Annotated in this window: 12 protein-coding genes; 3 read left to right on the plus strand and 9 right to left on the minus strand. The window is 68.4% G+C overall.

Features of this window, described 5'->3' with window-relative positions:
* From tpiA to uvrC, 7 genes are all read right to left on the minus strand, one after another.
* On the minus strand, positions 1-759 hold a 759-nt coding region (gene tpiA, locus ACFV4K_RS30320; protein ID WP_379279533.1), incomplete at its 3' end, for a triose-phosphate isomerase.
* A 3-nt stretch (positions 760-762) separates the two neighbouring features.
* Positions 763-1,989, minus strand: coding sequence for a phosphoglycerate kinase (locus ACFV4K_RS30325; protein ID WP_379279535.1), 1,227 nt, complete (start codon positions 1,987-1,989; stop codon positions 763-765).
* Positions 1,990-1,995: 6 nt separating this feature from the next.
* The gene (gap, locus tag ACFV4K_RS30330; protein ID WP_357083207.1) at positions 1,996-3,015 is read right to left on the minus strand and encodes a type I glyceraldehyde-3-phosphate dehydrogenase; all 1,020 of its coding nucleotides are present in this window, start codon (positions 3,013-3,015) and stop codon (positions 1,996-1,998) included.
* A 212-nt stretch (positions 3,016-3,227) separates the two neighbouring features.
* The gene (whiA, locus tag ACFV4K_RS30335) at positions 3,228-4,211 is read right to left on the minus strand and encodes a DNA-binding protein WhiA (protein WP_120736392.1); all 984 of its coding nucleotides are present in this window, start codon (positions 4,209-4,211) and stop codon (positions 3,228-3,230) included.
* Positions 4,202-5,260, minus strand: a complete 1,059-nt coding sequence (gene yvcK / locus ACFV4K_RS30340; RefSeq protein ID WP_357286234.1) for a uridine diphosphate-N-acetylglucosamine-binding protein YvcK — start codon at positions 5,258-5,260, stop codon at positions 4,202-4,204. The genes whiA and yvcK overlap by 10 nt, the downstream gene beginning before the upstream one ends.
* On the minus strand, positions 5,257-6,249 hold the full coding sequence (gene rapZ, locus ACFV4K_RS30345; protein WP_379279538.1) for an RNase adapter RapZ: 993 nt from the start codon (positions 6,247-6,249) through the stop codon (positions 5,257-5,259). The genes yvcK and rapZ overlap by 4 nt, the downstream gene beginning before the upstream one ends.
* Positions 6,250-6,448: 199 nt before the next feature.
* On the minus strand, positions 6,449-8,446 hold the full coding sequence (gene uvrC / locus ACFV4K_RS30350; RefSeq protein ID WP_379279539.1) for an excinuclease ABC subunit UvrC: 1,998 nt from the start codon (positions 8,444-8,446) through the stop codon (positions 6,449-6,451).
* 94 nt (positions 8,447-8,540) lie between these two features.
* Between uvrC and ACFV4K_RS30355 the strand changes: the two genes are divergently transcribed.
* Positions 8,541-8,753 carry a hypothetical protein gene (locus tag ACFV4K_RS30355; RefSeq protein ID WP_379279540.1) on the plus strand — a complete coding sequence of 71 codons (213 nt, stop codon included), beginning with the start codon at positions 8,541-8,543 and terminating at the stop codon, positions 8,751-8,753.
* A gap of 118 nt (positions 8,754-8,871) precedes the next feature.
* A complete protein-coding gene (locus ACFV4K_RS30360; protein ID WP_379279542.1) occupies positions 8,872-9,219 on the plus strand; it encodes a hypothetical protein in 348 nt (115 codons plus the stop codon).
* 30 nt (positions 9,220-9,249) lie between these two features.
* Here the strand turns inward: ACFV4K_RS30360 and ACFV4K_RS30365 are convergent, their stop codons facing one another.
* Positions 9,250-10,485 carry a winged helix-turn-helix domain-containing protein gene (locus ACFV4K_RS30365; RefSeq protein WP_379279543.1) on the minus strand — a complete coding sequence of 412 codons (1,236 nt, stop codon included), beginning with the start codon at positions 10,483-10,485 and terminating at the stop codon, positions 9,250-9,252.
* Between the two features lie 122 nt (positions 10,486-10,607).
* On the opposite strand from ACFV4K_RS30365, the gene ACFV4K_RS30370 reads away from it, so the two are divergent.
* Entirely contained in the window at positions 10,608-12,272 is a 1,665-nt protein-coding gene (locus ACFV4K_RS30370) for an FAD-binding dehydrogenase (protein WP_379279544.1), read from the plus strand.
* A gap of 46 nt (positions 12,273-12,318) precedes the next feature.
* Here ACFV4K_RS30370 and ACFV4K_RS30375 read toward each other — a convergent pair whose 3' ends face one another.
* Positions 12,319-12,729 carry a hypothetical protein gene (locus tag ACFV4K_RS30375; protein WP_379279546.1) on the minus strand — a complete coding sequence of 137 codons (411 nt, stop codon included), beginning with the start codon at positions 12,727-12,729 and terminating at the stop codon, positions 12,319-12,321.
* Between the last annotated feature and the right edge of the window lie 251 nt (positions 12,730-12,980).

Genomic DNA, 12,980 nt, shown 5'->3' on the forward strand with positions numbered 1-12,980 from the left:
GGCCGAGAGGGTGGCGAACTCGTCACCCTTGAGCGACGCGCCGCCCACCAGGGCGCCGTCGATGTCGGCCTGGCCGACCAGTTCGCCGACGTTCTTGGCGTTGACCGAGCCGCCGTAGAGGACGCGAACGCCCGCGGCCACTTCGGGATTCGCCAGTTCGGCGAGCTCCTTGCGGATGGCGCCGCAGACTTCCTGCGCGTCGGCCGGGGTGGCGACCTTACCGGTGCCGATGGCCCAGACCGGCTCGTAGGCGATGACGACCTTGGAGATCTCCTCCGCCGTCAGGCCCTTGAGCGAACCGCGCAGCTGCTCGAGGTTGTACTCCACGTGGGTCTTGGACTCGCGGACGCCCAGGCCCTCACCGATGCAGACGATCGGGGTGATGCCGTACTTCAGCGCCTGCTTGGCCTTGGCCAGCACGGTGGCGTCGTCCTCGGTGTGGTACTGACGCCGCTCAGAGTGACCCACCACGACGAAGGTGCAGCCCAGCTTCGCGAGCATGGAACCGCTGATCTCGCCGGTGTAGGCGCCCTCGTCGTGGGTCGACACGTCCTGGGCACCGTAGGTGATCAGGAGACGGTCACCCTCGACCAGCGTCTGCACGCTGCGCAGGTCCACGAACGGCGGGATCACCGTGACGTCGACCTTGTCGAAGTACTTCTCCGGCAGAGCGAACGCGATCTTCTGCACCAGAGCGATGGCCTCGAGGTGATTGAGGTTCATCTTCCAGTTGCCGGCGATCAAAGGCTTACGTGCCATGGCTCAGTCCTCCAACCGTGTTTCTTCAAGCACAGCGAGACCGGGGAGTTCCTTGCCCTCCAGGTATTCCAGCGAAGCGCCGCCACCGGTGGAGATGTGCGAGAAACCGTCGTCGGGCAGACCCAGGGTGCGCACCGCCGCGGCGGAGTCGCCACCGCCGACGACCGTGAACGCGCCCTTCGAGGTGGCCGTGGCGATCGCCTCGGCGACACCGCGGGTACCGGCCGCGAACTTCTCGAACTCGAACACGCCCATCGGGCCGTTCCAGAACACCGTCTTGGCCTCGGTCAGCAGCGCGCCGAAGCGGGCGGCCGAGTCGGGGCCGATGTCCAGACCCATCCAGCCGTCCGGAATCTCGTTGGCGGGCACCGTCTTCGACTCCGCGTCCGCGGCGAACTTGTCGGCCACCACGATGTCCACCGGCAGGTGGATGACGTCGGCGTACTTGTCGAGCAGGCCCTTGCAGGTGCCGATCATCTCTTCCTGCAGCAGCGAGGTGCCCACCGAAAGGCCCTGTGCGGCAAGGAAGGTGAAGCACATGCCGCCGCCGATGACCAGCGTGTCGACCTTCGGCGCGAGCGCCTCGATGACCGCCAGCTTGTCGGAGACCTTGGAGCCGCCGAGCACCACCGCGTACGGGCGGGCCGGGTCCTCGGTGAGCTTCTTCAGCACCTCGGTCTCGGCCGCGACCAGCGTGCCCGCGTAGTGCGGGAGCAGCTTGGCCACGTCGTAGACCGACGCCTGCTTGCGGTGCACCACACCGAAACCGTCGGACACGAAAGCGCCGTCGTCGCCGACCAGTTCGACCAGGGCGTTGGCGAGCTTGGTGCGCTCGGCATCGTCCTTGCTGGTCTCACGCGCGTCGAAGCGGATGTTCTCGAGCAGCATGACATCGCCGTCGGTGAGGCCCTCGGAACGGGCGAGCGCGTCCTGGCCCACCACGTCACCGGCCAGCTGGACATTGCGGCCCAGCTCCTCGGCCAGTCGCGCGGCGACCGGGGCGAGGGAGAACTTCGGGTCCGGCTCGCCCTTGGGGCGGCCCAGATGCGCGGTCACCACGACCTTGGCGCCGGCCTCGGCCAGCGCCTTGATGGTCGGCGCGGACGCGATGATGCGGCCCGGGTCGGTGATGACGCCGTTGTCGAGCGGCACGTTCAGGTCCGAGCGCACCAGCACGCCGCGGCCCTCGACGCCCTCGTTCAGCAGATCCTGGAGAGTCTTGATCGTCATCGGCGCTTACAGGGACTTGCCGACGAGGCCGACGAGGTCGGCGAGACGGTTGGAGTAGCCCCACTCGTTGTCGTACCACGAGGCGACCTTGACCTGGTTGTCGATGACCTGGGTCAGCGGCGCGTCGTAGATGGAGGAGTGCGGGTCGGTCACGATGTCGGAGGAGACGATCGGGTCGACGTTGTACTTCAGGATGCCCTTCATCGGGCCGTCCGCGGCGGCCTTCATGGCGGCGTTGATCTCCTCGACCGAGGCGGCGCGCGCCAGGTCGACGGTCAGGTCGGTGAGCGAACCGGTCGGAACCGGCACGCGCAGCGCGTAACCGTTCAGCTTGCCGAGCAGCTCGGGCAGCACCAGGCCGATGGCCTTCGCGGCGCCGGTGCCGGTGGGCACGATGTTCAGCGCGGCGGCGCGGGCGCGACGCAGATCCGAGTGCGGGCCGTCCTGCAGGTTCTGGTCCTGGGTGTAGGCGTGCACGGTGGTCATCAGACCACGCTCGATGCCGAAGGAGTCGTTGAGCACCTTGGCGATCGGGCCCAGGCAGTTGGTGGTGCAGGACGCGTTCGAGATGATGTTCTGCGAACCGTCGTACTTGTCGTCGTTGACGCCCATCACGATGGTGATGTCCTCGCCCTTGGCGGGCGCGGAGATGATGACCTTCTTGGCGCCGGCGGCCAGGTGGCCCTTGGCCTTGGTGGCGTCGGTGAAGATACCGGTGGACTCGACGACCACGTCGACACCCAGGTCGCCCCACGGGAGGGCGGCGGGGCCCTCCTTGATGGCCAGCGCGGTGATGCGCTGATCGCCCACGACGATGGTCTCGTCGCCGTCCAGGGAAACGTCCTGCGGCAGGCGACCGAGGATCGAGTCGTACTTCAGCAGCGTCGCCAGCGACTTGTTGTCGGTCAGGTCATTGACCGCCACGATCTCGATGTCGGTGGTGCCGAGGGCCTTCTGCGCCTCGACGGCTCGGAAGAAGTTTCGCCCGATGCGGCCGAAGCCGTTGATACCTACCCGGACAGTCACGTTTCGCTCCTCAGCTTTGCGGATCGTTTCCGTTGCAGGGCTAACCCTAGCCTTGTAACGGAAACATCACGGACACACCCCCGCCACGGTGAACTACCGAAACGTTCACATACGTCACAGACGACCGGAAGCGCCGCAACCATTGGGGTTGCGACGCTTCCGGACGGAATCACCGTGCGGTTGGCCTCAGTTTAGGCGGCACCGCAGCGGAATCATGCCTCTTCGAGCAGCTCTGCGGTGACGGCACTTTCGGTGTCGGGCACGCCGAGTTCCTTGGCGCGCCGGTCCGCCATCGACAGCAGTCGCCGGATCCGGCCCGCGACAGCGTCTTTCGTCATGGGCGGATCCGCCAGCTGGCCCAGCTCCTCGAGCGAGGCCTGCCGGTGCAGCACCCGCAGCTTGCCCGCGGCGGCCAAATGGTCGGGAACATCGTCGCTCAGTATTTCGAGCGCCCGCTCCACCCGGGCCGCGGCGGCCACGGCCGCGCGCGCCGACCGACGCAGGTTCGCGTCGTCGAAGTTGGCCAGCCGATTCGCGGTCGCCCGGACCTCGCGGCGCATGCGCCGCTCCTCCCAGGTGAGCCGCGTGTCCTGCGCGCCCATGCGGGTGAGCAGGGCGCCGATGGCCTCACCGTCGCGCACCACGACGCGATCGGTGCCGCGCACCTCGCGCGCCTTGGCCGAGATGCCCATGCGCCGGGCCGCGCCGACGAGCGCGAGCGCCGCCTCCGGCCCGGGGCAGCTCACCTCGAGCGCCGAGGACCGGCCCGGCTCGGTGAGCGAGCCGTGCGCGAGAAACGCCCCGCGCCAAGCCGCTTCGGCGTCGCCGATGCTGCCGCCCACGACCTGCGCGGGCAGGCCCCGGACCGGCCGGCCGCGCACGTCGAGCAAACCGGTCTGGCGCGCCAGCGCCTCGCCTTCCTTGGAAACTCGCACTACATACCGGGAGGTTTTCCGGAGCCCTCCGGCGCCGAGGACATGCACGTCCGAGCCGTACCCGTACAGCTCGAAGATCTCTCGACGCAGCCGACGCGCTATGGAACCCATATCCACTTCGGCTTCGACGATCACCCGACCGCCGACGATGTGCAATCCACCGGCGAACCGCAGTAGCGCGGACAATTCCGCTTTGCGCGAGCTCACCTGTGATACAGAGAGCCGGCTCAGCTCGTCCTTCACTTCCGCTGTCATCGCCACGAGACGCGCTCCTTTCCACCCAACCCGGACCGCACACGTTGGCCCATATGCCGTCCTTCGACTCGAAGCCCTGCTGATTCCGGCCGAGGTTGCCGGATCACCTGATCCAGTGCGGCGGCAAGCTTTCCGGGGTGGTGCCGGTCCGTCCCCGCCTCGGCGACATCAGCGAAGGTTACTCGCGCACGCAGCTGTTCGGCAGCTCTTGCCAGATGTTCGCGTTCCCTACCCTCGGGTACGGAACCGGAGTCCACCAGAACATGGTCGACTGTGAAATCCGGTGCGTGCTGGGACAATACATGCAGGTGCCGTTCCGCGGAGAATCCGGCCGTTTCGCCCGGTTCGGCAGCGAGGTTGAGCACCAGCACTTTCCGCGCCCGCGTATGCAGCAGCGCTTCGTGCAAATCCGGCACCAGCACGTGCGGAATGACGCTCGTGAACCAGCTCCCGGGGCCCAGCACCACCACGTCCGCGTGCTCGATCGCCGAGGTCGCCTCGGGGCAGGCGGGCGGATCCGAGGGGATCAGCCGCACCCGGCGCACCTTGCCCGGCGTGGTCGCCACCGCCACCTGACCGCGGATGCAGCGACTCACCCGCGGATCGCCTTCCAGCCCAGAGACATCCGCCTCGATGGTCAGCGCGATCGGCGACATGGGTAACACTCTTCCGGTGACCCGCAGAATCTTTCCGGCCTCGTCGAGAGCCGCGACGGGGTCGCCCAGCTCCTCGGTCAGGCCCGCCAGAATCAGATTGCCGACCGAATGCCCGGCCAGCGCGCCGGTGCCGCCGAAGCGATGTTGCAAAGTTCGCGCCCAGTGCCCGTCGGCCTCTTCGGCCAAGGCCACCAACGCCATTCGGAGATCGCCCGGCGGCAGCATGCCCAGCTCCGCGCGCAAGCGGCCCGAGGAGCCGCCGTCGTCGGCGACGGTGACCACCGCGGTGATCTTGCGCGTGAGCCGCCGCACGGCGGTCAGCGTCGCGTACAGCCCGTGCCCACCGCCGAGCGCCACGAAGGCGGGATTGGCGGTGCGGCCGGAAGTGCTCTCACTCATTCCCGCCCCAGATCTCGGTGGACCACGCGCACGACGTCACCCGAATCGCTGTCCGCCGCATGGCCCGCCAACGCGTCACCCAGCGCCTCCGCTATGGCCACACTGCGGTGTTTACCGCCGGTGCAGCCCACTGCCACGGTCATGTATCGCTTCCCCTCTTGGCGGTAGCCCTCGGTCGTCAGGTCGACGAGATGGTGCGCGGTGCCCAGGTAGTCCTGTGCGCCCGGGCGCGACAACACATACTCGCTGACCGGGGCGTCCTGCCCGGTTTTTTCGCGGAGTTCGGGAATCCAATGTGGATTCGGCAGGAAACGCAAATCGAACACCATGTCGGCGTCGAGCGGGACTCCGTACTTGAACCCGAACGATTGCACGGTCAACTGCAATACGGCGGCGGCGTCACCGCCGTAGACCTCCTCGAGCTTGCGGTGCAACTGGTGGATCGACAGCGCGGTGGTGTCGATGACGACGTCCGCGGCGGTCTTCACCGGGTCCAGGCGGCGGCGTTCGGCGGCGATGCCGGCGGTCAGGGTGCCGTCGGCGCTCTCGCTCTGGAGCGGATGGCGGCGGCGCGCGAAGCCGAAACGGCGGATCAGCACGTCGTCGGAGGCCTCGAGGAACAGGATGCGGGTCCGCACGCCCGCGGACCGCAGCTGTTCGACCACCGCGGACAGATTCCCCGTGAAGAAGCGGTTGCGCACGTCCATGACCAGCGCGAGTTTGCGGATCGGCGGTTCGGCGGCGCGGCCCAGATCGACCATGCGGCCGATCAGTTCGGGCGGCAGATTGTCGGCGACGTAGTACCCCAGGTCCTCGAGCACCTTGCCCGCGGTGCCGCGGCCGGCGCCGGACAGGCCGGTCACGATGACCACCTCGACCGGAGCGGGTTCGGAACCGGGCCGCCCCTTGCGGGGATTCGGCTGGGACTCGCCTGATTCGGTTGCCGGGTTGTTCTCGGCAGTAGCTGTGCTGTCTTCGACGCGCGTCATGTCCTACCGGTTCGTGTCTGGAGTTCCCTCGATCATCCTGCACCGACACCCGCGAACCCGGCAGGCGAGCGGCGGGAGCGCAACACAGCTGTGATTTCCGCTCCCGACCAGCACACACGGCGTGTCGCAAATTTCCCGTTCGGCGTGTCGCACTCTACCCGGTGGGTCCCCGTCCGGCGCGCCGCGAAACGCCGACGCTCTACTGCTGACGCAACGCGTCCAGGACCGCCCTGGCCGTCGCCACGCCGATGCCCGGGACCTCGGTGATCTGCTCCACCGTAGCCTCCTTGAGCTTGGCGACCGATCCGAAATGCGTCACCAGCGCGGTCTTGCGGGTCGACCCCAGCCCCGGCACCGAATCCAGCGCCGACGCCGTCATCCGCCGCGACCGCTTGGAGCGGTGGAAGGTGATGGCGAAACGGTGCGCCTCGTCGCGCACCCGCTGCAGCAGGTACAGCGCCTCACTGGTGCGCGGCATGATCACCGGGTCCGGCTCGTTGGGCACCCACACCTCTTCCAGGCGCTTGGCCAGGCCGATCACCGCGACATCGGTGATGCCCAGCTCGTCGAGCACCTCCGCGGCCGCGTTCACCTGCGGCGCACCGCCGTCCACCACGTAGAGGTTGGGCGGATAGGAGAAGCGGCGCGGCTTGCCGGTCTTCGGGTCGATGCCGGGCAGCCCGGGTTCGGTTGCCTCGGAATCGGATTCGAGCTCGGCGGCCTCGGCGGCGTCGAGCTCCCGGCGCAGCTTGCCGAAGCGACGGCGGGTCACCTCGGCGATACTGCCGACGTCGTCGGAGCGGCCCTCCCCGGCGGCCTCCTTGATCGTGTAGTGCCGGTACTCGGACTTGCGGGCCAGCCCGTCCTCGAACACCACCAGCGAGGCCACCACGTCGGTGCCCTGCACATGGGAGATGTCCACACACTCGATGCGCAACGGCGCGCTGTCCAAGTCCAGGGCGTCCTGGAGTTCCTGCAGCGCCGCCGACCGCGCGGTCAGGTCACCGGCGCGTTTGAGCTTGTGCTGGGCGAGGGCTTCCTGCGCATTGCGCTGCACCGTCTCGGCCAGGGCCTTCTTGTCCCCACGCTGGGGCACCCGCAGCTGCACCGCCGACCCGCGGAGCCCCGACAGCCACTGCTGCACCTGCTCGTGATCGCTTGGCAGGGCCGGGACCAGCACTTCGCGCGGAACCACCGCACCCGGTTGGTCGTCACCGCTCTGCGCGGCGGCCGAGGTCTGCTCGCCGTAGAACTGGGTCAGGAACTGCTCGACCAGCGCGGGCAGCTCGCCACCGGCCATCGCGGTGTCGATGGCGTCGCCGGACTTGTCGACCACCCAGCCGCGCTGGCCACGCACCCGCCCGTCGCGGACGTGGAAGATCTGGACCGCGGCCTCGAGCTCGTCGACGGCGAAGTCGATGACATCGGCGTCGGTGCCGGTGCCCAGCACCACCGCCTGTTTCTCGAGCGCGCGCTTGAGCGCCTGCACGTCGTCGCGCAGCCGGGCGGCGTTCTCGAAGTCGAGCTCGTCGGCGGCCTCGTGCATACGGCGTTCCAGCTGCTTGACCAGGCGGTCGGTCTTGCCGGAGAGGAAGTCGCAGAAGTCGTCCACGATGTCGCGGTGCTCGGCCGCGCTCACCCGGCCGATGCACGGCGCGGAGCACTTGTCGATGTAGCCGAGCAGGCACGGCCGCCCGATCTGGCTGTGCCGCTTGAAGACTCCGGCCGAGCAGGTGCGCACCGGGAACACCCGCAGCAGCAGATCCAGGGTCTCGCGGATGGCCCAGGCGTGGGCGTACGGGCCGAAGTACCGCACGCCCTTCTTGCGCGCGCCGCGGTAGACGAAGACGCGCGGGTACTCCTCGTTCAGGCTGACCGCCAGCACCGGGTACGACTTGTCGTCGCGGTAGCGGACATTGAAGCGCGGATCGAATTCCTTGATCCAGTTGTATTCCAGCTGCAGCGCTTCCACCTCGGTGGACACCACGGTCCACTCGACGCCGGCGGCGGTGGTCACCATCTGGCGGGTGCGCGGATGCAGCCCGGCCACATCGGCGAAGTACGAGTTCAGCCGCTGGCGCAGGCTTTTCGCCTTGCCGACATAGATGACCTGGCCGAACTTGTCCCGGAACTTGTAGACACCCGGTTCGACGGGGATGGTGCCCGGGGCGGGCCGGTAGGTCGCGGGATCTGCCACGGGTCCAGGTTAGTCAGTGCCTCCGACACCCCATCCGCGGCGCTCTCGGCGACGAAGTATGGACAAGATCATTCATCAGGAGAGGGAACCCCACATGATCCGTCTGCGTACTCGCCGCCGCTCGCTCGCCATCGTGGGCGCGGTCTGCCTGGCCGCGGCCGCCCTGGTGGCGGTGTCGGTGCCCGCCACGGCCGAGTCCGGCGACGCGTCGATCCTGGTGTCCGGGGTGCTCGCCGGGTACCGGTCACCCTCCCTGTTCTGTGGTGGAGCGGTGCTGAACTCCCCGGTCGGCGTGCAGGCCGCCTGACCGAGCGCGCCACGCCGGAACATCGATCTCCGCGAGTTTCGGCGGTGCGGCGGGTCTCGCGGGTCAGTATGGATGAACTGCTTCGCTTGATCTGTCCGTATACGAGGGAGTTTGTTCGATGACGAACCATCACCATCTCCACCCGCGCCGCCGGTCCCTCGCGATCGGTTCCGCACTCGGCATCGGCGCGGCGGGCCTGATCGCGGTGTCGGCTCCGGCCGCCCACGCCGATTCGCCCTGCCGTATCGACCGGACGCTCGACACCGCCACCTTCACCTGCCCCGCGGATACCTGGTACGCCGCCGTGGTGCAGTGCCTGGGCGCCCGACAGGTCGGCAACGGCTACCAGGCCCCCACTTACATCGTGGGCGACTCGCCGCGGCCGCTCATCCCCATGACCATCGAGTGCAAGGGCGAGGGCAAGAACGGCATCGTGCTCAACACCTGGACCGACGGCCCCTTCTGAACCATCGGTGATCCGGGCGTTCCCGGGGAGCTACGCGATCTCGCGCCGCAAACGCGGTGCGAGATCGCCCTTTTCGCCCACTTCCACGGTGTCCAGTTCCAGCCAGTCCGCCATCTCCCGCAGCGCGGGAGCCAGTGCCCCCGCGATCCGGGCGTGATCGCGTCCCGGCTCCGCGAACGCGCCCGGCACCAGTAGCCGTCCGCTCGCGCGCTCGGCGCGCAGGTCCACCCGCGCGACCAGTTCGCCGTCGAGCAGGAACGGGAAGACGTAATAGCCGTGCACCCGTTTGTGTTCCGGCGTGTAGATCTCGATGCGGTAGTGGAAGTCGAACAGCCGCTCGGTGCGATCGCGGAAGAAGATCAGCGGATCGAAGGGGCACAGCAGGGCCGCGCCGGCGACGCGGCGGGGCGTGCGGGCCTCGGTGTGCAGATAGGCGGGCTTGTCCCAGCCCTGCACGGTGACCTGCTCCAATTCCCCGGCATCGAGGAGATCGGCGATAGCGGGTTCGGTCTGGCGGCGGGTGAGCCGGTAGTAGTCGCGCAGATCGGTCTCGGTGCCCACGCCGTGCGCCCGGGCGGCGCGCCGCACCAGTTCGCGGATCGCGTCCGCCTCGTCCGGTTCGCGGGAAACCACCTCGGCGGGCAGGACGTTCGCCGCGAGGTCGTAGTGCCGCTGGAAGCCGGCCCGGCGGGGCACGGTCAGCTCCCCCGCCGCGAACAGCGCCTCGCACACCACCTTGGTGTCGCTGTAGTTCCAGCCCCAATTGTCCTTGGCCCGTGGCCGATCCAGCTCCAGGTGCCGTTCGATCTCCCCGGCCGTACTGGGGCCGTACTCCTTGACCACACCGAGCACATCGTCGGCCAGGCCCGGATTGCGTTCCAGCACTTGCCGCATCCCGTTCCAGCGACCGTGCCGGTACTGCACCATGCGCCAGCGCATCAGCGGCCAGTCCCGCACCGGGATCAGCGCCGCCTCGTGCGCCCAGTATTCGATCAGCTGCCGCGGCTTGCGCGCGCTGTGCCCCCACGCGGCATCGTCGAGCAGGGTCCGGTCGTAGGCCCCGATGCGGCTGAACACCGGCGCGTAGTGCGCCCGCACCACCGCCGACACCGAGTCCAGCTGGAGCAGCCGGGTGCTGTCGAGGACCTTCATGACCGTGCGCCGGGTGGGCGGCGCGCTGGGCCGGGCGGACCCCAACCCCTGGGCCGCGAGCGCGATGCGGCGCGCCGCCGCGAGTGACAGGGATCCGGTCGGCGATGTCGGCACACTCGAACCATGCCACGACCCACCGACAAACCGGCCCGATACACGAACGTATCGAGCACCTGTACAGCAGCGACCTCGTTGGATACATTCGTGTATCGAACTTCGACACCAAGGAAATGGGCATGATCGAGAACCCGGATGTCATCGTCGTCGGGGCCGGTCTGGCCGGTCTCGTCGCCACGCACGAGCTGGTCAAGGCGGGTAAGCGAGTCCTGATTCTGGATCAGGAGAACCGCGCCAACCTGGGCGGCCAGGCGTTCTGGTCGCTGGGCGGACTGTTCTTCGTGGACAGCCCCGAACAGCGGCGGCTCGGCGTCAAGGACAGCCTCGAGCTGGCCATGCAGGACTGGCTCGGCTCGGCCGGCTTCGACCGCGAGGACGAGGACCACTGGGCGCGACAGTGGGCGCGCGCCTACGTGGAGTTCGCGGCCACCGAGAAGCGCCAGTACCTGCACGATCTCGGGCTGCGGGTGACGCCGCTGGTCGGCTGGGCCGAACGCGGCGGCGAATCCGCCGACGGGCACGGCAATTCGGTGCCGCGCTTCCACCTCACCTGGGGCACCGGACCCGAAGTCGTGCGCGTATTCCTCGAACCCGTGCTCGAGGCCGAGCGACGCGGGCAGGTCGGATTCGCGTTCCGGCATCGCGTGGACGAACTGATCGTGGCGGACGACGCCGTCACCGGCGTGCGCGGCAGCGTGCTGGAGGCCTCCACCGAGGACCGCGGCGTCGCGTCCTCACGCACCGTGACCGGCGAGTTCGACCTGCGCGCCGCCGCGGTGATCGTCTCCTCCGGCGGCATCGGCCACAATCACGAACTGGTGCGGCGCAATTGGCCCACCGAGCGGCTCGGGCCGTGCCCGGAGCACATGATCGCGGGCGTCCCGGCGTACGTCGACGGCCGCATGCTCGGCATCACCGAGGCCGCGGGCGGGCGTATCGTGAACCGGGATCGCATGTGGCACTACACCGAGGGCATCCACAACTGGGATCCGGTGTGGCCCGATCACGCCATCCGCATCATTCCCGGGCCGTCGTCGCTGTGGTTCGACGCCAATGGAAAGCGCATGACCGCACCGGCTTTCCCGGGTTTCGACACCAATGCCACCATGAAGCAGATCCTGGCCACCGGCTACGACTACTCGTGGTTCATCCTGACCCAGTCGATCATCGAGAAGGAGTTCGCGCTCTCGGGCTCGGAGCAGAATCCCGATATCACCGGCAAGGACCTCAAGCTCACCCTCAAGAGCCGGGTGGCCAAGGGCGCGCCGGGTCCGGTGGAGGCGTTCAAGCAGCACGGCGTGGACTTCGTGGTCGCGGATACGCTGCCCGAACTGATCGCGGGGATGAACAAGATCTCGCGCGGCCCGCAGCTGGACGCGGCCGACATCGAACGCCAGATCGTGGCGCGCGACCGGGACGTCGAGCACAAGTTCAGCAAGGACGCCCAGCTCATGGCCGTCAACAATGCGCGGCGCTACCTGGGTGACAAGCTCGGCCGGGTGGCCACGCCGCACAAGATCCTCGATCCGGCGCACGGGCCGCTGATCGGCGTGCGGCTCAACATCCTCACCCGCAAGACCCTGGGCGGTTTGCAGACCAATCTGGACTCGCAGGTCATCCGCCCCGACGGCACTCCGTTCCCGGGGCTGTACGCCGCGGGCGAGGTCGCCGGTTTCGGCGGCGGCGGCGTGCACGGCTACAACGCGCTGGAAGGCACCTTCCTGGGCGGCTGCATCTTCTCCGGCCGCGCTGCGGGACGGGCCCTGGGCCGCACCCCGAAGTGACGACTTCGGTTGCCGCCCACCGGATTCCGGCGGGCGGCGACTGTCGTCAGTCGACGGCGAACCAGCGGTAGCAGTCGCGGCGCAGCAGCAGCGCCAGCACGATGCCCGAGACCATGATGCCGCCGAGCACGGTGAACGGTCCGACGCCCGTGGGCATTTCGACCGACATCAGGGTGAACACCCCCAGGAAGACCTGCAGGCTGGACACGCCCAGCGCGGTCACCCAGATCCAGCGCGACCGCAGACCGAACAACAGGGCCACACCGCCGGTGACCCAGGCGGCGAAGAAGTGGCCGATGCTGCCCGCCACGCTGTCGAAGCCGGCCGGGATGGACAGCAGGCTGTGCAGCACGGCCAGGCCGGTCGCGCCGAGCGCGGCGACCTGGGTCTCACGAACCTTGGCGGGCACCTCGGCGTCCGCGCTCTCGCGGCGCAGCCCCCGCGCGCCGTCGATCACCCGCTCGAAAAATGTGGCTGGAACGCCGTTTTCCGTGGCTACCGGTGTCATTTCCACCTCGTCGGCAACAGCCGAGTACGAACTCACAGCACTCCTCGTCGAGTAACCCCTGGTGGCGCGCCCCCTGCGAACCCGCCGAACCTGACGCTAACCAAATGTTCAGAGTCCGGACAATCTCGTTGACGAAGTTATGACCATGGCCACAGCGGATAGCCGGCATATACGCACAGTGATCTCGAACACATAACGGC

Source organism: Nocardia sp. NPDC059764 (assembly GCF_042732555.1).
Classification (GTDB): domain Bacteria; phylum Actinomycetota; class Actinomycetes; order Mycobacteriales; family Mycobacteriaceae; genus Nocardia.

What these genes read in the sequence shown, in the direction of transcription:
- ACFV4K_RS30370 (WP_379279544.1), top strand. Translation starts at nt 10,608, where the DNA reads ATGATCGAGAACCCGGATGTCATCGTCGTCGGGGCCGGTCTGGCCGGT.
- ACFV4K_RS30325 (WP_379279535.1), bottom strand. Translation starts at nt 1,989, where the DNA reads ATGACGATCAAGACTCTCCAGGATCTGCTGAACGAGGGCGTCGAGGGC.
- ACFV4K_RS30355 (WP_379279540.1), top strand. Translation starts at nt 8,541, where the DNA reads ATGATCCGTCTGCGTACTCGCCGCCGCTCGCTCGCCATCGTGGGCGCG.
- yvcK (WP_357286234.1), bottom strand. Translation starts at nt 5,260, where the DNA reads ATGAGTGAGAGCACTTCCGGCCGCACCGCCAATCCCGCCTTCGTGGCG.
- rapZ (WP_379279538.1), bottom strand. Translation starts at nt 6,249, where the DNA reads ATGACGCGCGTCGAAGACAGCACAGCTACTGCCGAGAACAACCCGGCA.
- ACFV4K_RS30360 (WP_379279542.1), top strand. Translation starts at nt 8,872, where the DNA reads ATGACGAACCATCACCATCTCCACCCGCGCCGCCGGTCCCTCGCGATC.